Below are 18,931 nucleotides of genomic sequence, written 5' to 3'. Positions count from 1 at the left end.
TTTATAATTTAATTAATCACCTTTTTGTTTTTTAAAATTTCTTCTAGTAATACGATGAACTTAGCGACCTCCATATTATCTATATCTTTTTTTTGAAAAGAATAAAAATTCCGATTGTCACGTATTTCTGTTACTTGTAAATCATAGATATACCTCTCTTCAGATGTGTTCTTTTTTGAATAATCTATCTTTTCGTACTGGGCAAGTAAACTCATATGTTCACTCTTACTCAATACAACAGAGAACTTCCCGATAAGAACCGTGTTTTTCTTTCCTTCAAACTCAAGTTTTTTATCATTTGATATTCTTACAGAATATGCCTGACAACCATAAAGACATTCTTTTTTTTCTACATGAATAGGTAGAAATTTATTTTGTAAGGAACAGGAATAACAAAAAGTGATAACCATTAAAATAGATGTCATTTTTAAATTTAAATACATGCAAAATTGGGTTTGAACATTACATGAACAAATTAAATGAAGTCCTATATGTATTATTGTTAAGCTATGTAAAGTTTTGTAAACTGTTGATTATATGACAAGTAAAGCCAATAAAAAAAACTACATTTGATTAGTGCTAAATGTAGTTTCTCTAAACTTTGTAGTATACAATGATTGTTTCTGTAATAAATAAAAAACGTTATTCATTTATTGGTTTAATCGCTCTACTGATATTAGCGAATGTCTTTACTTTATACTTTCAATTTTCGTTTATACAAAAGAGTTATCAACAAGAATTGGAGAGAGTAGAAGAATTGTTTTTAATGAACGTTAGTCTTTCTTTATTAAAGAATAATAAAATATATACAGGCCCTGATTTCATTGTATTAAAAAGTTCAAGAGATAAGCTTATTGAACACGATGTAGATTTGTTTCTTGAAGATAATATTAACCCTACAGACTCTCTCCCTTCCGAAGAACTAAGTATCTTAAAAAAAATTGATAAGGAAACTATTAAAACAATTATTTCCAAAAATGTCGATAAATCTAACCTAAAACGAAATATAACCTTTGTAAATGGCTACGATCATAAAGATTTCTCTCTTTTAAAAAATGATCATAATTTAATTCTAGTTTTTTCTTCCACGATGGTCGGAATTAATTTTGATGTAAAGAATATTCTATTTGATAATCTGAAATTTGCAATATTCTCGTCCTTTTTTTATGTGATAATTTTAATGTTCAGTTGTTTTATTCTTATCAAAAACCTTTGGACCGAGAAAATGTTGTTAAATCACAAAAACAACTTCATAAACAATCTAACCCACCAACTCCAAACACCTATAACCATATCTTCCTTGGTCTTAAAAAAAATACAACTTCATATTCGATCTCCCGAAAAAATAGAAGAATATTTAACCATAGGTAGAGATGAAATAACAAAACTAAATAAACTAACAGATAGAATTTTAAATTTAGCCGAAATACAGAATCAACCTCCCACTTTGAATTTAACGAATATAAACGAAACCATTGAACAGGTAATCTCTAATTATAACTCTTTTATAGAACATACAGATATTTTAAAAGTAGATCTATATAAACCTTCACCTAAAATTAAATTACCACAGGAATTGTTCTTTGACCTAATTGATAACCTGTTAAATAATGCAATAAAGAACTCTTGTGCACCAAGAAAAATAGTAATTAAAACATCAATTTCAAATTTATATATAACAGTTTCTATTAAAGATAATGGTGTTGGTATAGCGAAAGAATTCAGAACAAAAGTTTTTGAACCCTTTTTTAAAGTTCCTGGAAACAACAATAATTTCAAAAATCATGGAATTGGGCTAAGCTATGTTCATGAAATTGTAAAAAAAGCGAAAGGAAGTATTACCATTTTAGATGGTATTGATACTGGAGTTGAATTCTTAATTAAGTGCCCTTATGAAAACTAAAATTTTATTAGTTGAAGATGAACAAAACCTCCTTCGATTATTATCTGAATTACTCGAGAATAAACGCTATGAAGTTTTAAAAGCTCATAATGGTGAAAAGGGAATAGATTTGTTTTTAAGTGAATCTCCCAATCTTTGCGTTTTAGATGTAATGTTACCAAATTTAAGCGGGTTCGATTTGCTAAAAAAAATTAGAAAATTAAACATTCACACTCCTATAATCATGCTTACCGCTCGTAAATTAAAAAGTGATATTATATACGGGCTTAAACATGGAGCTGACGATTATGTTACTAAACCATTTGTTTTTGAAGAGTTGGAGCTAAGAATTAATAACCTATTAAAAAGAAACTCCTTAAATCATCAAACAAAACTTTATCATATTGGTAAATATCAATTCGATTACAACAATCAAACACTCACTTTTTTCGGCTTAACCAAATTTATTCAACTTACCAATATGGAATCGAAAATACTATACTTTTTACTAATCAATAAAGATCTAGTTGCAGAAAGAGGTATCCTTTTAGAAATGATTTGGGGTAATGAACGTTTTTATAATTCAAGGAGACTTGACGTTCACATATCCAAATTGAGAAAATACTTAAATCTTGATGAGTCTATTAAAATTCTATCTATTCGAAATAAAGGATATAAACTTATTTTCTAAATTATTGAGGTACACGTTTTTTTAGTTCCTCTACTATTCTATAGATTTCTACGCATACTTCTCGTTTTTAAATATTCATATTTGTATAAAGTAGAAATTACTATGAAATAATCTTTTAGTTTTGTAGTAGATACAAAACTAAAACTATCACATGATTCAAAGTCATCAACATTATGATTTACTCGGGAAAGTTGTTCTGGAGAGAGTAGTTTTTACACCTCCACTCAGATTGAAAGAACAAATGGAATCGGAAGCTTGTTTATTATACTCTATAAAGGGAAACTCTGCTCTTTATCACGTAAATAAAAAGTATGATATTAAATCACATAACGGTGTTTTGATGAAGTGTGGTAACTATTTTAACTATTGGCAAGAAAATGCCGATAACTCCGAAAATGAAGCCGTAGCTATACATCTCTATCCTGAACTTATTAAATATGTATACAACGATAAAATACCTGATTTTTTGACAGATAAATCTAATCAAAAAGATTCTAAGATACAGGTAATAAAAAGCAACGAGCTATTGAAACTATATATAGAAGGCTTAATGATTTATTTCAATAATCCTGATATTGTGGATGAAGATCTTATTGTTTTAAAAGTAAAAGAACTTCTTAATATTCTATATAAACTTGATAGCAATAATATTAGAAATTTGCTACATGACATATTTAATCCTTCAAATGTTCATTTTAAGAACATTATCGGTAACAACGTTTTCGAAGATATATCCATTGAAGAAATTGCCCATTTATGTAACTTAAGTATCTCTAGTTTCAAACGTAAATTTAAAGAATCATTTAACGATACTCCAGCCTCCTACTTCAAAAATAAAAAGCTTGAAAAAGCCACTCAATTATTAACAGTATCTTCAGATAGGATATTGGATATTAGTATTGATTGTGGGTTTTCAAGTGTTGATAGTTTTTCTAAATCTTTTAAAAAGAAATATGGCCTTTCTCCCACGGAATTCAGGCAAAATGATGGACTAAATTAACGGATTAAAGGACTTTTTTACCCGAATTAGAGGCTCCGTTTTGTTGAAATTTGCATTGTTATTAATCATTAATTAAATATTATGCAATCAACGCGACATGTTTATAAACCAATTCCTTTAAGAATTATTTTTATTCTCAATGCTATTATGGGCCTGCTCCCATTTATATTTTACTATGTAATCACCTCTAAAAACATCAATATTGGAGATATCCAACCCATTTGGATGATTTATACTGGAATAGCCTATTTTATAAGCTTTATAAGCCTTGTAGTATTTATCTTAAAAAGAAATTTATGGGCGGCTCGAGTAGTTTTCTTCATAAATATTCTCGTTGCAATTCCAGCGAAAGCATATATCGGAATTGTTGTTGCGGTTATTTCAATACTTCTCTCGTTTTACAATAAAAAAGTAAGCACCTATTTTAATTCGTAACACTAATATATTGATATAGATAGTCCATAAACATCTATTTAATACCACATTTTAAAAGCATCTCAAATTAACATTCTTTAAATGGAAAATAATACTAACAAAAGAGTTCTTATCACCGGTGCCAACGGAGCGATGGCAAAAGAAACTATCAAACACTTAATTAAACATGGTTACAATAACATTGTTATGGCAGTGAGAACAAAACATAAGGGTGAAATTGCTAAAAGAGAAATACTTCAATCAGTTAAGTTCGATCAATCTTTACGTTTAGCCGTTATCGATGGTTTTGACATGAATCATCCTGAAGAAATTAGGAAAGCCGTGCAAAAGATAGATAAGACAGAACCTTTCGACATTGTTTTTCTAGCGGCTGGTTTCGCTGTTTTCTCAGATAATTATGAGTTTATTACCTATAAAAATACTCGATTTGAAAAAACCGTTTTTCAAAATTTAATCGGAAGTCATATCGTTTACGTTCAACTAAAAAGAAATGAACTTCTCTCTAAAACCGCAAGAATAGTTATGGCTGGAGGTGAAGGTGCTCGTGGAATTTCTGGAATGATAAAGAAACCGCATTTTGAATCTAAGAAATCTTTGATGGATTATATACATTTAAAATCTGAATCGCTTCCAAAGTACAATCCAATGAATGCTATAGGTGTTTCAAAATTTGTAGGAGGATTATGGGTTAAAAAGTTAGCCGAAATTGAACCAAACCTCGAGGTGGTATGGTTCTCTCCTGGCTTAACTTCAGGATCGTCAGGATTAAAAAATTTACCTAAAGTTAAACAAACGGTCTTTAAACTTATGTTTGGTATGATGAACTTTCTGGGTAAATCACAATCTCCTCAAAAAGGAGGAGAAAAATATGCAGATTGTTTGATGGGTAATATTGGTAAATCAGGAGAACTTATTGGTGCTCCCGAAGGGAAAACACTTGGAGGATATACAGAACAAACTCCAATGAATTCTGATTTGGAAAAAATTGAGCTAAGAGAAATTCTATGGAATAGCCTAACAATATTCAATGCATAAAAAAAGAAGTGTTTCTTAAAATGAACACTTCTTTTTTATATTTTTCTAAAAATGTCTTATGAACTTGGCAAACGCTTCTTTAATTCCTCCATTATTCTGTACGTTGCTGGGCAGATTTCCGTGTTTTTAACCGTAATATCCGCTAACTGAATAAATTTCTTTCGATTTGTATGGGGATATTCTGAACATGCTTTCGGGCGAACATCATAAATAAAACAACTATTGTCTCGTTCATCCAAAAAAGAACATGGAGCTGTTTTTAATACATGAAAGTCATCTTCATCTATTTTTAAATATTGAGTTATAAAATCTGCCACTTTCATTTTTAAATGTTTCGCTATTCGCTCAATATCTTTATGGGTAAACATCGGACTTGTTGTTTTGCAACAATTACCACAAGTTAAGCAGTCGGTTCGCTCAAATTCTTCTTCATGAATTTCACGTACTACCAAATCCAATCGTTTTGGTACTCTCTTTTTTAATCTTTTAAAATATTTTATATTTTCTTCCTTAACTTCTTTAGCTAATTCAGTTAAACCTTCTAAATCCTTATCTATCATCACTTACCTTATTTATATTAAAAACCAATTATTTATACTACATACATCAATACAAATCATCCCCTGTATACTTTTGGTTTTAATGCAACAAAAATACCTATATAAATTGTTAGAATCAGTTTAAATATCATCCAAATAATTTATGTAATTTTGCACTTCAATTTATGACAATTAATGAATATTCAAAACGTACTAGAAACTAAAGTAAAAGAAGGATTCTTAGCCTTGTATGATGTCGAAATTCCAAGTGTTGAATTTCAAGCAACTCGTAAAGATTTTGAAGGAGATATTACAATTGTAGTATTTCCTATGCTACGGTATAGGAAAGGAAATCCTGTTCAAATTGGTGAAGATTTAGGAAAATACTTAGTTGAACATGTTAAGGATGTTACAAGTTATAATGTCGTAAAAGGCTTCCTTAATTTAGTAATTTCGGATAGCTTTTACATCGACTTTTTTAATCAAACGTCAACGAACAAAACTTATGGCTTTGCCGCTCCTAATAGTTTAGATGCTCGCATGGTTGAATATTCGTCACCGAATACCAATAAACCGCTGCATTTAGGCCACGTAAGAAATGTTTTGCTAGGTTATGCCGTTTCTGAAATTTTAAAAGCTGCTGGGCATACGGTTTACAAAACTCAAATCATTAATGATAGAGGTATTCATATTTGTAAATCAATGTTAGCTTGGAAAAAATATGGAAATGGAGAAACTCCTGAATCTACTGGATTAAAAGGAGATAAACTGGTAGGTAATTACTACGTAAAATTTGATCAAGAGTATAAAAAAGAAATCAGTGCTTTAGTAGCAGATGGACTTTCTGAGGACGATGCTAAAAAACAAGCTCCCTTATTCCTTAAAGCGCAAGAAATGTTGCGTAAATGGGAAGCTGGCGATAAAGAGGTTGTTGACCTTTGGGAAATGATGAATGGTTGGGTTTATAAAGGCTTTGATGTTACCTACAAAAATATTGGTGTTGATTTCGATACATTGTATTATGAAAGTAATACGTACCTATTAGGAAAAGATATTATAGATCAAGGCTTGAAAGATGGAGTTTTCTTTAAAAAAGAGGACGGTTCTGTTTGGTGTGATTTAACTAGCGAAGGTCTTGATGAAAAATTAGTACTTCGTTCCGATGGTACAGCCGTATACATGACGCAAGATATTGGAACCGCCATTCAAAGAGCCAAAGATTTTACAGATTTAAATGGAATGGTTTATACTGTTGGAAACGAACAAGACTATCATTTTAAGGTGTTATTTTTAATTCTTAAGAAATTAGGATATACTTGGGCTGATCAACTATATCATTTAAGTTATGGAATGGTTGATTTACCTTCTGGTAAAATGAAATCGAGAGAAGGTACTGTTGTGGATGCTGATGACTTAATGGATGAAATGTCCGATACTGCCAAAGAAATTTCACAAGAACTAGGGAAATTAGAAGGCTATTCAACAGATGAGAAAGATTCTTTATATAAAACCATTGGTTTAGGGGCTTTAAAATATTTCATTTTAAAGGTTGATCCTAAAAAGAGAATTTTGTTTGATCCGCAAGCTTCTGTAGATTTTCAAGGAAATACAGGGCCTTTCGTTCAATATACATATGCAAGAATTCAATCTATTTTAAGGAAAGCAGAGTTTGGTCATAATAAAGAGGTTTCTGGTATTGAATTACATGAAAAGGAGAAAGAGTTAATTAAACAACTTGCTCTTTTCCCTGACACAATTCAACAGGCCGCAAAAAGCTATTCTCCTGCCGTAGTTGCTAACTACACATACGATTTGGTTAAAGAGTTTAATTCTTTTTATCAAAATGTATCAATATTAGGAGAAGAAAATATGGATAAAAAAATATTTAGAGTCCAACTGTCCAATAAGGTAGCGGACACCATAAAACTAGCATTTAACTTATTAGGAATTAATGTTCCTGAAAGAATGTAGATTTTTAATTGTAAATGTTGAATTATGAGTTTTGAATTTTGAACTATTAATTCAAAATTTATCATTCATAATTAAATTAGCGTTAGGGATTGAAGTGGCATCCTTTTGGTTTTGATTCGAGTTTGCGAAGCAAATATTGAGAATAGAAAACAAAAGATATAACGGAAAGCCCGCTCGAACGCCCAAATAAATTAAATTAATGAATTCAATGGAGCATTTGTTTTTTAAAAAACTTGCTTCTTATAAAATTAAGTAAACAACTAAAACATGAAATACGACGTACTAGTAATTGGAAGTGGTCCTGGAGGTTATGTAACTGCCATTAGAGCATCACAATTAGGATTTAAAACTGCCGTAGTTGAGAAAGAAAACTTAGGTGGAATATGCTTGAACTGGGGATGTATCCCTACAAAAGCTTTATTAAAATCTGCACAAGTATATGATTATTTAAAGCATGTTGATGAATATGGTTTAAAAGCTGAAGCTATTGATAAAGACTTTGATGCTGTTATTAAGCGAAGTCGCGGTGTTGCTGAAGGAATGAGCAAAGGTGTTCAGTTCCTGATGAAGAAAAATAAAATTGATGTAATTGACGGATTTGGGAAACTAAAAACGGGTAAAAAAGTTGATGTAACCGATAGTGATGGAAAGGTTACTGAATATTCAGCTAATCATATTATTATTGCTACTGGAGCGCGTTCACGTGTATTACCAAACTTACCCCAAGATGGTAAAAAAGTAATTGGTTACCGTGAAGCCATGACGTTACCTACACAACCTAAATCAATGATTGTTGTTGGTTCTGGTGCTATTGGAGTTGAGTTTGCTCACTTCTATAACTCTATGGGCACTGATGTTACTGTAGTTGAGTTTATGCCAAACATTGTTCCTGTTGAAGATAAAGATGTTTCTAAGCAAATGGAGCGTTCTTTCAAGAAAGCTGGAATTAAAGTAATGACAAGCTCTTCTGTTGAGTCTGTTGATACTTCTGGAGATGGTGTTAAGGCAACAGTAAAAACTAAAAAAGGCGAGCAAATATTAGAAGCTGATATCGTGTTGTCTGCCGTAGGTATTAAAACGAATATTGAGAATATTGGTTTAGAGGATGTAGGAATTATTACAGACAGAGATAAAATCTTAGTAAATGATTACTATCAAACAAATATCCCTGGATATTATGCTATTGGTGATGTAACTCCTGGTCCTGCTTTAGCGCACGTTGCTTCTGCTGAAGGAATTACTTGTGTTGAAAAATTAGCTGGTTTACATACGGAAACTATCGATTATGGAAACATTCCTGGTTGTACGTATGCAACTCCTGAAATTGCTTCTGTTGGTTTAACTGAAGACAAGGCAAAAGAGCAAGGATATGACATTAAAGTTGGTAAATTCCCTTTCTCTGCCTCTGGTAAAGCAAAAGCTGCTGGAACTCCTGATGGTTTTGTAAAAGTAATTTTCGACGCTAAATACGGTGAATGGTTAGGTTGTCATATGATTGGTGCTGGTGTTACCGATATGATTGCTGAAGCTGTATTAGGACGTAAATTGGAAACTACTGGTCATGAAGTATTAAAAGCTATCCACCCTCACCCAACCATGAGTGAAGCGGTTATGGAAGCTGTTGCTGATGCTTATGATGAAGTAATTCACTTATAATTTTTGTAGAATTAAATAACTACTTCATGAGTAGTGAAATCATATAAAAACCCCTCACAGAATTTAAATTCTGTGAGGGGTTTATGTATACTTAAAATTATTAATATAAATATCCCATTTTCCCTTGCTGATAATCTCTGAGAGCTTCCATGATTTCAGTCTGTGAATTCATAACATAAGGTCCCCAAGAAGCTACTTTTTCTTTTAAAGGAACCCCTGAAAGAATTAATAATCTGCTCTCTCCTCTACCTTCCAATTCTATTTGATCGCCATCTTGATGAAATGTTATCATTTGTGTTGCCCCCTTTTTAAGGTAGCTTCATTATTTACTAAAACTTCACCGTCTAACAAGTATATTAAGGACTCATGATGAACTGGAATATCAATAGTCATTTTCCCTGAATCTTTAACATCTGCCGTAAATACATTTACTTCGGTTTGAGTTAAAACTTTACCGTTTACTCCTTTTTGCTCTCCCGCAATAACTTTTAACATAAAATTTCCTTCTTTATCTTCAACAGTAGAAATGTCTTCACTTTTCACATGCTGATAGTGTGGCGTCATCATTTTCTTTTCAGCAGGTAAATTCAACCATAGTTGTATGCCTTCGAGATCTCCTCCTCTTTCTACAAACTCCTTCGCTGGGCCTTCCGCATGAATAATACCTCGTCCTGCTGTGGTCCATTGAACATCTCCTGCTTTTACTAGCATTTCATTACCTAAAGAATCTCTATGCCATTGTTCCCCTTTAAATAATAAGGTAATGGGTTCAAAACCTCTATGTGGATGTGGTCCAAGATCAAAAGGATTATTAAAAGCACTTATCGCATAGGGTCCGTAATGGTGTAATAACAAAAACGGATCTACCATATCCACTCCTTGCGCAGGCAACGGTTGTCTTAATCTTATTGGCCCCATATCTACCATCGGACTCCCCATTTTATTCTTTATTGTTTTTGTTCTCATTTGTTTAAAATAATTTATTTTCCATGGAAAATATTTTTGTAAATTTTTTTTTCGGTCTTACCTAATTTTATCAAGTAATATACTTAATTGTTCAGCTTCATCTTTTGATAGGTTATCCATAAACTCAAAATAAAGCTCTTTATCGATTGTCTTCATAATATCTATTCCCATCTCTGTAATATTTATATACACCACTCTTCTATCATGTTCACATCGAATACGATGAATATAATTCTTATCACATAATTTGTCCATTAAACGCGTAGCATTAGGTGCTCTTTCGATCATTCTATCCTTTATAATCTGAACTTTTATAGCTTCTTTAGCACCTCTTAAAATTCGTAGAATATTATATTGTTGTGGTGATATACCATAAGGCTTAAAAAATTCATTTTCCTTACTTTGAATCCAGTTAGCCGTGTACTTAATATTTATAAAAGCTTTCACTCTACTATCTTCAAATTTTGAATTAATGTCCTTTGATATATCTCCCATATTATAATTACGCTCTTAATTTTAAATCCTTCATTACTTTATTAAAAGTATCAGAAGTTGGCGTCAAATATACATCATCATTTACAAATAAGGTTGGATATTTAATCATACCATCATATAACTTTTTTGTATGTTCTTTGGCCTCCGAATCTTCATATATATCCTTAAAAATAAACTGTACCTCAGCAGATTTTAAAAAGTTCCGATACGCAATAGTATATGCATGTCCTTTTTTACCATATAGTGTAATATTCATTTTGAATCCTCCTTTCTTAATTTATAGTACAAATTTACGTAAAATATTTTTATTTTCCAAGGAATATAAATTCAAGGTAATTATATAATCTTAATAAGGTAATACCATTTACCCATTGAAATTACCCAATGAAACCAACTTTGCCATGTGTTCCATCGCAATAGGGTTTATTATTTGAAGCACCACATCGACAAAAAGCTGTTGCTTTCTTTTTTAATTCTTCAGCACCATTTGAATTAATGACATGAACATCTCCCATAATGATGAGAGGACCATTTTCTAAACACTTTACCTCTGTATCGTATTTGGCCTTACCATCGGTATTTAGCTCGTAAGATAACGCCCCTGACGGACATTCGTCAATTTGCTTTTGAATTCTTTTACTTGTAGCTGTTTCCAAGTTTACCCATGGTCTATTTTTTGGGTTAAATACCTGTATTAAACCTTTCCAACATTTCGTTGAATGAATACAAGAATTCGGTTTCCAATAAACTTTTAACTCATCTTTTTCGTACGTTTTTAAAATTTCCTTGCCTTCTGACATGATTTTCGTTTTTGTTCGTTCTTGGTATACCATTTGCAATTTAAAATTACAAATGGAATTAAATAAAAACTCGTTTAAACTTTGAGGTCTAAACGAGTTTCATTTTATAGTGCTTGTTCAAATTCCGTAACGGTATTCTTCAATTCAAGCGACTTATCATCATCCGTAATTTTATCATCTTTAAAAACATCATAAAATTTCGGTAAGGTATATGTTCCGGTTACATTTGCACCCATATGAGGGAAAGTTCCTTGAGCAGCTTCTAAAACAGTTGCCCCTCCTCTACCTCCGGGAGATGTAGCCATAACTAAAACTGGTTTGTTTCTGAATACTTCTCTATTTTTTCTTGACACCCAATCAAATAAATTTTTAAACGCTGCCGAGTATGATCCATTATGCTCTGCTAACGATATAATAAATCCATCGTATTTATCTAGTGTTTCATTAAATAATTCAGCTCCATTCGGATATTCATTATCTTTTTCAAAACCCTCACTAAACATAGGTACTTCGTAATCGTTCAAATCTAATACATCAAAGGTTGTATTTTGAAGTTGTTGTGCTGCAAATCCAGCTAACTTTTTATTGATTGATGTTTTACTTGTACTTCCAGCAAATGCGGCTATTTTTTTCATTTTATATTATTATTTATTTGTAGTATTACACGATTAAACTTTCAATTGGAGTTTCTCCTTTTACCATTTTGGCTACAGGACATTTACCCGCTATTTCAATGAGCTTTTTTCTTTGCTCATCTGTTACTTCTTTTTCAAATGAAATTTCCTCAACTAATGATTTTGTAATGCCTTTCGGTCCTAAACTATCCTTCTGAGTAACTTTAACTTCAATTTCACCTAAATCCCACCCTTTTCTTTCGGCATACATCCGAAGTGTTATGGATACACAGCCTCCTATTGCTGTCAATAAATATTCAACAGGTGTTGGTGCAGTATCACTTCCCCCAGATTTCAAAGGCTCATCTATTACAGCAAAATGATTTCGCATTTTAGCTTCAGCTAAGTATTTTTTTTCCGTTAACCTAACTTCAGAAGTTGTAATTTTATTCATTAATTTTTTTGCTAAAAATATAAGAGGCTATCAAAAGGACTAATGCTATTATAGCACCAAATTGTTCTCCATCTCCTATCATTACGTGAGCGAAAATAGCTAAAATAAAGGCAAAGAAAAACCCAGCATAAGCCCATTCGTTTAACGCTTTCCCCCTAAAGAACCATAATGCAACAATCCCTAAAACTTTAGCGAAAGCATATGGGTATATAATATACGTAGGATATCCAAAGTTTTCGAACATACCAGAAATTTCAGTATTATTAAACAAGTACATTCCTGCCGACATAAGCATCATTAAAGATAAAAGACCTGTCGTTACGTAAAAGATTATTTTGTTAGTTTTCATGATAATGTGTTTTTTAACTGTTACAAATGTATGAAAAATAAATTCCATGGAAAATATTTTCAAGGAAAATTACTTTTTCTCATTATTTCTTTCAATTTAAAATTATTTATTTATTTTTACATAAGTACTTATATAAATCATAATACATGGACACATTACAAGGATTAGGAGAAATAAGTATGGGCTCGAGACTAAAACGTATTAGTGAATATTTAATGAGAGAAACTCAAGTTGTTTATGATACTTTTAATATTAATTTTGACCCTTACCTCTTCCCTACTTTTAAAATTATAAAAAACAGAAACGGTGTAACCAATACTGAAATTAACAATTGTTTACGAACCACTCAACCCGCCACCACACAAACTATTAACAAGCTATTAAAAAAAAATCTTATCCTTTACAAGGAACATGATATTGACAAGAGAAAAAAAATTTTCTATTTATCCAATGAAGGAATAAAATTAGTAAAAGAAGTCTCTCCAATATGGGAAAGTATCGAATATATAATCAAAAAATATACAGGATTCGAATCTAAATCACTTATTGAACATTTAAATATATTGGAATCACAATTTGAAGAAAAAAGTTTTAGTAAAGCTATTATTGAACATATAAAAATGAAAGACATTAAAGATACGATAGACATCACTTCATACAAAAAAGAATACGATACACATTTTTACGAACTTAACATAGAATGGTTGAGAACGTTTTTTTATGTTGAACCCTATGACGAAGAAGTTTTACGCAACCCAAAAAAATATATACTCGATAAAAATGGATATATTTTCTTTGCTAAATTGAACGATACGATTGTTGGCACTGTTGCCTTAATGCCTAAAGATGGCATTTATGAGTTAACCAAAATGGCTGTATCACCTAAACATAGAGGATATAAAATCGGTCAAAAATTAATGCAACATTGTATAGATTTCGCTAGAGATTTAGATCTTGATATCTTAATTCTTTATTCCAATACACTTTTAGAAAATGCTATTTACATCTATCGAAAATATGGATTCGTTGAAATTCCAGTGGAAGAAAATTGTCCTTATGAGCGCTGCAATATTAAAATGGAATTAAAACTGAATCCTTTGAAACCTTTATAATATATGTTAATCCTAATAAACACTTCAACAGATAAATGACAATGAACAAACAACAGAATTTAAAAAACGAAGCAGATACTATAACACAATACTTTTCTCCAAGGATAATCTCTGAGGTTAATGATCAGTATGTGAAATTGGCTAAAATAAAAGGAGAAGACATTCCGTGGCACAATCATAAAGATGAAGATGAACTATTCTATATCCTAGAAGGAAGCCTCTTAATGGAAATAGAAAACCAAGCGAGTTTTACAATGAAAACAGGTGAGCTATATGTTGTCAAAAAAGGAGTTAATCATCGCGTATCATCGAACAATGAATGCCTTATAATGTTAATAGAATCGAAATCGACACAACATACTGGTGACGTACTTTCTGAAGTAACAAAAAATATTGAGGAGCAAAAGTATTAGTCTTCAAATTTTACCCTTCCTTTTTTCTTGTTTATTATTTTTTTTACTTTTGCAGTATTAAATGAATTGCTATGGAAATCAAGTTATAATGACTTGATCTTTCCTTATGTATTCTATATAATAAATCGAAACATTACATTACTTAAATATACATTATTATGAAAACGAAAATAGCATTTGCTGTAATTACAGCATTTGGATTAAATGCGTCATGCAAGGAGAAATGGACATGAATCTTCTAAAAAAAATTGAGGAACTCACTTTATATACGATAGCTCAAGAGAAAAGTATTAAAAATCAAAATGCTAAAATTCAAAAACTTGAAAAAGAAAATGAGCTACTAAAAACACTATTAGAACGAGTAACTAAACTCGAAAAACAACTCCAAAACTAAATATACCTCTATTAAAACTCCACTTTTTTAGTGGAGTTTTAACTTTAACATAATAATTATACTTTAACTTAGGTACCCCCTAAAAAATTAGTATTTTTACTTTTGGTTGACTATTTGTTAACTTAAAGTGGCTCAATATTTGAGGCATTAGGGAAAATTAACTATTATCTTTTATGAAAAAGCTTATTTTAATTGTTTGCTCGATTTTTTTATTAAAATCAGTGAACTCTTATTCTCAAAATTGTGATGGGGAAACTCTGAACAATAGTGAGATTACTGGAACAGCTGCCTTCTGTTCCGATACGGGAATTACATTTTGTAACTCTCTAGCAGATGGAAGTACAAATCCTGCAACTCAAGCAGCCGCGGGTCCAGCCTATGGTTGTTTAGCCTCTCAACCTTATCCTTCTTGGTTTTTTATTCGTGTTGACGATCCAGGGAATCTAGCACTTACCATTACACAAAGAAATTTAAATGGTAATCCTGGAGATCTTATTGATGTAGATTTTATTATTTGGGGTCCCTATACGGAAACTGAACTTGACAATATTCGAGGTGGTGATTATAGTTTACTAGACTCTGCTAGTATTAAAGACTGTAGCTATTTGGTAGATGCTATAGAATTTTTAGAAGTAAACTCTGTTCAAAATGGAGAATACTACGTAATTCTTGTTACAAACTTCCAAGAAGAAGCCGGGACTATAAGCATGGAGAGCACGAATCCTTCGGATCCAAATGGAGCTACCACCGATTGTTCTATTATATCTTCTACTCTTGGTCCAGATCAAAAAGTATGTGATGGTACAGAAATTACACTTGATGCTACTCCATCGAATGGAACGGTTACAGCATACAAATGGTTTTTGGATACAGGGTCAGGCTTTAATGAGATAGTAGGCGAAACAAGCGCCACTCTTTTGATTAACAATAATACTTCTGGTATCTATAAAGTTGAAGTTACTGATAATACAGGAGGTACTGGAAGTGACGAGGTTGAAATTACATTCTTCCCAAATCCAGTTGCTAACAATATCGACGACATATTATATTGCGATACCGACGGTGATGGGTTCCACACTTTTGATTTACAAAGCTTAGTAACTCCTTTAATTCTGAATGGACAGGACGCTAATCAATTTGATATTATTTATTATTCTAATATTAACGATGCAAATGCCAATATTTCAGGTAATGCGTTGCCTAATAACTATACAAATCCTACGGCTTTTGGCTCTCAAAATATTTTCGCTCGTATTCACAATAAAAATGCTCCGACCGCTTGCTATGATGTTACTCAATTCAATATCACCGTTAGCTCTGAACCAGAAGTAACTCAACCGACTGATTATATTGTTTGTGACGATTTAATAAGTGGTAGTGATACTGATGGTATTTTTAATAATTTTGACTTAGCCTCTAAAGATTCTGAAATTTTAGGAAGTCTTTCTACCAGTACTTTTTCAGTTTCATACCACACTACATTAACAGGTGCTCAAACTAATTCAACAACAGATGTTATTGATAAAAGTATTCCATATACCAACATCACTGCTAACAGTCAAACTATTTATGTGCGAGTTGAAAACAGTTTGAATACAGATTGTAATGTTGTCACTGAGCCCAGTTCAACTAGTTTTATTCCTTTTAATTTAGTTATTAATTCTTTACCTACTGTTGTTAATAATATTGATTTAAGACAATGTGATACAGATGCAGACTTAACAACGATAATGAATTTAACATTGGCACAACAAAACATTTCTGTGAATCATACCAATGAAACGTTTCAGTACTACCCTACCCAAAATGATGCAATTAGTAACACTAATATAATTTCAAATCCTGCAAGTTACAATGCATCAAATGGTCAAATGATATGGGTAAGAACTATTAATAACAATCAATGTTATCGAATTTCTTCAATCAATATAATTGTGGGGTATGCAAGTAATGTTGCTTACAACAACCAATTTTATGAATGTGATGATTTCCTTGATACCAATGGCAATGATATTACTGGAAGCAATGATAATACAGATGGTATTACCAACTTTAATTTAAGTTCTGTTGTAACCGATGTAAAAGCATTGTTCCCTGCTAATATTCAACCTGACCTCGATATTTTAGTCTTCGAGAATATGGCTGATAGAAATACGGTGACAAATGCGATTCCTGATCTATCAAGTTATAGAAATATTAATTTACCAGCGTTAACTCCGCAAACACTATATCTTAAAATTATCAACTCTCAAAACAATGAGTGTGTTGGTCTTGGAGAATTTACCATTTTAACTAGTATTCCTGAAGCAAATGTAGTAACACCAATTGTTCTTTGTGATGATAGAGATAGTGGTTCTTCAACAGATGGCGAAAATATTAATATAGACTTAAGAGCTAAAGTAAATGATATTTTAGGAACACAAAACCCTAATGATTTTACAGTCTCTTTTCATACCAGTTTCAACGATGCTCTTTCTGCAAGTAATCCTATAACAAACGACAGTTCTTATAGGAATACCGCACCAGCGGGGTTTGTTCCTGGAACAATAAGCGAACAAACGATTTATGTAGCGGTTCAAGACAACGCCACCAGTTGTATCAATCCAAATACCCAATTCAATATTACAATTAATCCACTTTCAGAGTTAAGTATGAACATTACTCCGATTGAACTCTGTGATGCTGGAACTGAAGATAATGATACCAGAAACGGTTTGGAACAAAATATAGATCTTGCTCAAAGGATTAATGAAATTTTAAACGGAAGAGATATAGCTGACTATATTATCTCTTTCCATAATACCGAAGCTGATTCATATACTGCATTGAACCCTGTACCATTGATTTATGATATGAACCCTGCCAATACCAATATCGTTAATAATATTGGCGAAGAAATTTTATGGGTCAGTCTTGAAAGTAGAGACTCAGGTTGTATATCTGGTGGATCGCAGTTACTTTTGAGAGTATTTCCAGAGCCCGACCTTCCAACCAGTATCATGAATTACATTGAATGTGATCATAATAATGGTGGACTTAGCAGTGATACTGATGGCATTATAGAAGACATTAATTTAAGTACAAAAATTCAGGAAATACTTGCCAATTATAGTGCTTCAGAATACTCAAACTTTAACGTTACATTTCATCCAACATTAGCAGATGCAAATGCTAATATCAACGGTATTAATAGTAATGAATACACGAATTTGAGCACCCCTCAAACCATTTATATAAGAGTCGAAGACAAACAATCTGGTTGTTACAATACAAATTTAACTTTTGACATTATTATTAATGAACTTCCCTATTTTGAAGTTACTACACCTCAAATAGTTTGCTTAAATACCCCCCCGTTAAACATTGCTGTTGAAAATTCTGATAGTGCTACTTACGAATATGAATGGGTTAATTCAAATCAACCAAATGCAACAATTGGAATTACAGACAATATAAATGTTTCAAATGGAGGCACCTACATCATAACAGCAACAAACACAACAACTGGTTGCCAAAGACCTTTAGAAATTGTTGTTAACGAGTCTGTTATTGCATCAATCCAAGAAGATGACGTTACCGTTATTGACGATACTAATAACAACGGAAACAATAATTACTCTATCATTATTAATAATGAAAACAACAATTTAGGAATAGGCGATTATGAATTTGCTCTTCAAAGTGAAAATGGAGATATTGTAGCTACCTACCAGGACGAACCTAAATTCGAGAATCTTCAAGGAGGAATCTATACTATTTTGGTACAAGACAAAAACGATTGTGGAATTGCGCAAGTGGAAATAGCTCTGGTAGAGTTCCCTAAGTTCTTTACTCCCAATCAAGATGGTTATAACGACATATGGACTGTGAGAGGAGTTAATAGTACCTATTTTCCATTAGCTGAAGTAATTATATTTGATCGTTTTGGAAAAACCATATCAAAACAAAATATTAACGAGGACTTCGGTTGGGATGGAAGTTATAATGGACAAACTTTACCTTCTAATGATTATTGGTTTAGAATAATTTTAACCGATAAAAATGATAAGACTTATATACGATCTGGTCATTTTTCACTCCTAAGGAATTAAAAAAATTCATCAAATAATGAATTGTAAATTGAAA

At 31.6% G+C, this 18,931-nt stretch carries 21 protein-coding genes; 11 read left to right on the top strand and 10 right to left on the bottom strand.

All coding sequences use genetic code 11. The features are described from left to right. Positions 1 to 8 precede the first annotated feature (8 nt). Positions 9 to 425, bottom strand: coding sequence for a DUF6438 domain-containing protein (locus tag BLW23_RS02435; RefSeq protein ID WP_143032086.1), 417 nt, complete (start codon positions 423 to 425; stop codon positions 9 to 11). Between the two features lie 188 nt (positions 426 to 613). On the opposite strand from BLW23_RS02435, the gene BLW23_RS02430 reads away from it, so the two are divergent. From BLW23_RS02430 to BLW23_RS02410, 5 genes are all read left to right on the top strand, one after another. Then, positions 614 to 1,903, top strand: a complete 1,290-nt coding sequence (locus tag BLW23_RS02430) for a sensor histidine kinase (protein WP_093667647.1) — start codon at positions 614 to 616, stop codon at positions 1,901 to 1,903. Further along, positions 1,893 to 2,573, top strand: coding sequence for a response regulator transcription factor (locus tag BLW23_RS02425; RefSeq protein ID WP_093667646.1), 681 nt, complete (start codon positions 1,893 to 1,895; stop codon positions 2,571 to 2,573). Before BLW23_RS02430 ends, BLW23_RS02425 begins: the two co-directional genes overlap by 11 nt. 151 nt (positions 2,574 to 2,724) lie before the next feature. Continuing rightward, complete coding sequence (locus BLW23_RS02420; protein ID WP_093667645.1) at positions 2,725 to 3,573, top strand: helix-turn-helix domain-containing protein; 849 nt, start codon at positions 2,725 to 2,727, stop codon at positions 3,571 to 3,573. An 81-nt stretch (positions 3,574 to 3,654) separates the two neighbouring features. Beyond that, positions 3,655 to 4,008: a hypothetical protein gene (locus BLW23_RS02415; protein WP_093667644.1), complete on the top strand. Its 354-nt coding sequence runs from the start codon at positions 3,655 to 3,657 to the stop codon at positions 4,006 to 4,008. 81 nt (positions 4,009 to 4,089) lie between these two features. Further along, a complete protein-coding gene (locus BLW23_RS02410) occupies positions 4,090 to 5,043 on the top strand; it encodes an SDR family NAD(P)-dependent oxidoreductase (RefSeq protein ID WP_093667643.1) in 954 nt (317 codons plus the stop codon). Between the two features lie 56 nt (positions 5,044 to 5,099). Here BLW23_RS02410 and BLW23_RS02405 read toward each other — a convergent pair whose 3' ends face one another. Next, positions 5,100 to 5,600: a YkgJ family cysteine cluster protein gene (locus BLW23_RS02405; RefSeq protein ID WP_093668427.1), complete on the bottom strand. Its 501-nt coding sequence runs from the start codon at positions 5,598 to 5,600 to the stop codon at positions 5,100 to 5,102. Positions 5,601 to 5,777: 177 nt separating this feature from the next. On the opposite strand from BLW23_RS02405, the gene argS reads away from it, so the two are divergent. Both argS and lpdA read left to right on the top strand, forming a co-directional pair. After that, positions 5,778 to 7,553 carry an arginine--tRNA ligase gene (gene argS / locus BLW23_RS02400; RefSeq protein ID WP_093667642.1) on the top strand — a complete coding sequence of 592 codons (1,776 nt, stop codon included), beginning with the start codon at positions 5,778 to 5,780 and terminating at the stop codon, positions 7,551 to 7,553. 267 nt (positions 7,554 to 7,820) lie between these two features. After that, positions 7,821 to 9,209, top strand: coding sequence for a dihydrolipoyl dehydrogenase (gene lpdA / locus BLW23_RS02395; RefSeq protein WP_093667641.1), 1,389 nt, complete (start codon positions 7,821 to 7,823; stop codon positions 9,207 to 9,209). A gap of 100 nt (positions 9,210 to 9,309) precedes the next feature. Here lpdA and BLW23_RS23595 read toward each other — a convergent pair whose 3' ends face one another. The 8 genes from BLW23_RS23595 to BLW23_RS02360 form a co-directional block, all read right to left on the bottom strand. Continuing rightward, entirely contained in the window at positions 9,310 to 9,501 is a 192-nt protein-coding gene (locus tag BLW23_RS23595; RefSeq protein ID WP_255362714.1) for a pirin-like C-terminal cupin domain-containing protein, read from the bottom strand. After that, a complete protein-coding gene (locus BLW23_RS02390; RefSeq protein ID WP_255362713.1) occupies positions 9,498 to 10,175 on the bottom strand; it encodes a pirin family protein in 678 nt (225 codons plus the stop codon). The genes BLW23_RS23595 and BLW23_RS02390 overlap by 4 nt, the downstream gene beginning before the upstream one ends. Positions 10,176 to 10,232: 57 nt before the next feature. Next, positions 10,233 to 10,670: a MarR family winged helix-turn-helix transcriptional regulator gene (locus tag BLW23_RS02385; protein ID WP_093667640.1), complete on the bottom strand. Its 438-nt coding sequence runs from the start codon at positions 10,668 to 10,670 to the stop codon at positions 10,233 to 10,235. 7 nt (positions 10,671 to 10,677) lie between these two features. Further along, complete coding sequence (locus tag BLW23_RS02380; protein WP_093667639.1) at positions 10,678 to 10,926, bottom strand: glutaredoxin family protein; 249 nt, start codon at positions 10,924 to 10,926, stop codon at positions 10,678 to 10,680. 121 nt (positions 10,927 to 11,047) lie between these two features. Next, complete coding sequence (locus BLW23_RS02375) at positions 11,048 to 11,470, bottom strand: (4Fe-4S)-binding protein (RefSeq protein ID WP_093668426.1); 423 nt, start codon at positions 11,468 to 11,470, stop codon at positions 11,048 to 11,050. A 104-nt stretch (positions 11,471 to 11,574) separates the two neighbouring features. Continuing rightward, on the bottom strand, positions 11,575 to 12,105 hold the full coding sequence (locus BLW23_RS02370) for an NADPH-dependent FMN reductase (RefSeq protein WP_093667638.1): 531 nt from the start codon (positions 12,103 to 12,105) through the stop codon (positions 11,575 to 11,577). A 25-nt stretch (positions 12,106 to 12,130) separates the two neighbouring features. Continuing rightward, a complete protein-coding gene (locus tag BLW23_RS02365; RefSeq protein ID WP_093667637.1) occupies positions 12,131 to 12,538 on the bottom strand; it encodes an OsmC family protein in 408 nt (135 codons plus the stop codon). Continuing rightward, a complete protein-coding gene (locus BLW23_RS02360; RefSeq protein WP_093668425.1) occupies positions 12,531 to 12,887 on the bottom strand; it encodes a DoxX family protein in 357 nt (118 codons plus the stop codon). Before BLW23_RS02360 ends, BLW23_RS02365 begins: the two co-directional genes overlap by 8 nt. Positions 12,888 to 13,033: 146 nt before the next feature. On the opposite strand from BLW23_RS02360, the gene BLW23_RS23860 reads away from it, so the two are divergent. The 4 genes from BLW23_RS23860 to BLW23_RS02340 all read left to right on the top strand — a co-directional run bounded on the left by BLW23_RS23860 (position 13,034) and on the right by BLW23_RS02340 (position 18,897). Then, the gene (locus BLW23_RS23860) at positions 13,034 to 13,999 is read left to right on the top strand and encodes a bifunctional helix-turn-helix transcriptional regulator/GNAT family N-acetyltransferase (protein ID WP_143032085.1); all 966 of its coding nucleotides are present in this window, start codon (positions 13,034 to 13,036) and stop codon (positions 13,997 to 13,999) included. 41 nt (positions 14,000 to 14,040) lie between these two features. Further along, the gene (locus BLW23_RS02350; RefSeq protein WP_093668423.1) at positions 14,041 to 14,412 is read left to right on the top strand and encodes a cupin domain-containing protein; all 372 of its coding nucleotides are present in this window, start codon (positions 14,041 to 14,043) and stop codon (positions 14,410 to 14,412) included. A gap of 211 nt (positions 14,413 to 14,623) precedes the next feature. Continuing rightward, positions 14,624 to 14,806 carry a hypothetical protein gene (locus BLW23_RS02345; protein WP_093667636.1) on the top strand — a complete coding sequence of 61 codons (183 nt, stop codon included), beginning with the start codon at positions 14,624 to 14,626 and terminating at the stop codon, positions 14,804 to 14,806. Between the two features lie 173 nt (positions 14,807 to 14,979). Beyond that, positions 14,980 to 18,897: a T9SS type B sorting domain-containing protein gene (locus tag BLW23_RS02340; RefSeq protein ID WP_093667635.1), complete on the top strand. Its 3,918-nt coding sequence runs from the start codon at positions 14,980 to 14,982 to the stop codon at positions 18,895 to 18,897. Positions 18,898 to 18,931 lie beyond the last annotated feature (34 nt).

Origin of the sequence: Tenacibaculum sp. MAR_2009_124 (genome assembly GCF_900105455.1) — a bacterium.
In the GTDB taxonomy this organism is placed as follows: Bacteria; Bacteroidota; Bacteroidia; order Flavobacteriales; family Flavobacteriaceae; genus Polaribacter.
Note: the sequence above shows the minus strand (reverse complement) of the source record. Positions and strands in the feature narration are given on the sequence as shown.

Bases quoted from the DNA above. Each gene is read 5' to 3' on its own strand.
- BLW23_RS02350 (WP_093668423.1), top strand. From the start codon at position 14,041: ATGAACAAACAACAGAATTTAAAAAACGAAGCAGATACTATAACACAA.
- BLW23_RS02435 (WP_143032086.1), bottom strand. From the start codon at position 425: ATGACATCTATTTTAATGGTTATCACTTTTTGTTATTCCTGTTCCTTA.
- BLW23_RS02420 (WP_093667645.1), top strand. From the start codon at position 2,725: ATGATTCAAAGTCATCAACATTATGATTTACTCGGGAAAGTTGTTCTG.
- BLW23_RS23860 (WP_143032085.1), top strand. From the start codon at position 13,034: ATGGACACATTACAAGGATTAGGAGAAATAAGTATGGGCTCGAGACTA.
- BLW23_RS02340 (WP_093667635.1), top strand. From the start codon at position 14,980: ATGAAAAAGCTTATTTTAATTGTTTGCTCGATTTTTTTATTAAAATCA.
- BLW23_RS02365 (WP_093667637.1), bottom strand. From the start codon at position 12,538: ATGAATAAAATTACAACTTCTGAAGTTAGGTTAACGGAAAAAAAATAC.
- BLW23_RS02415 (WP_093667644.1), top strand. From the start codon at position 3,655: ATGCAATCAACGCGACATGTTTATAAACCAATTCCTTTAAGAATTATT.
- BLW23_RS02375 (WP_093668426.1), bottom strand. From the start codon at position 11,470: ATGTCAGAAGGCAAGGAAATTTTAAAAACGTACGAAAAAGATGAGTTA.
- BLW23_RS02385 (WP_093667640.1), bottom strand. From the start codon at position 10,670: ATGGGAGATATATCAAAGGACATTAATTCAAAATTTGAAGATAGTAGA.
- BLW23_RS02390 (WP_255362713.1), bottom strand. From the start codon at position 10,175: ATGAGAACAAAAACAATAAAGAATAAAATGGGGAGTCCGATGGTAGAT.
- BLW23_RS23595 (WP_255362714.1), bottom strand. From the start codon at position 9,501: ATGATAACATTTCATCAAGATGGCGATCAAATAGAATTGGAAGGTAGA.
- BLW23_RS02370 (WP_093667638.1), bottom strand. From the start codon at position 12,105: ATGAAAAAAATAGCCGCATTTGCTGGAAGTACAAGTAAAACATCAATC.
- lpdA (WP_093667641.1), top strand. From the start codon at position 7,821: ATGAAATACGACGTACTAGTAATTGGAAGTGGTCCTGGAGGTTATGTA.
- BLW23_RS02430 (WP_093667647.1), top strand. From the start codon at position 614: ATGATTGTTTCTGTAATAAATAAAAAACGTTATTCATTTATTGGTTTA.
- argS (WP_093667642.1), top strand. From the start codon at position 5,778: ATGAATATTCAAAACGTACTAGAAACTAAAGTAAAAGAAGGATTCTTA.
- BLW23_RS02360 (WP_093668425.1), bottom strand. From the start codon at position 12,887: ATGAAAACTAACAAAATAATCTTTTACGTAACGACAGGTCTTTTATCT.
- BLW23_RS02380 (WP_093667639.1), bottom strand. From the start codon at position 10,926: ATGAATATTACACTATATGGTAAAAAAGGACATGCATATACTATTGCG.
- BLW23_RS02410 (WP_093667643.1), top strand. From the start codon at position 4,090: ATGGAAAATAATACTAACAAAAGAGTTCTTATCACCGGTGCCAACGGA.
- BLW23_RS02425 (WP_093667646.1), top strand. From the start codon at position 1,893: ATGAAAACTAAAATTTTATTAGTTGAAGATGAACAAAACCTCCTTCGA.
- BLW23_RS02345 (WP_093667636.1), top strand. From the start codon at position 14,624: ATGCAAGGAGAAATGGACATGAATCTTCTAAAAAAAATTGAGGAACTC.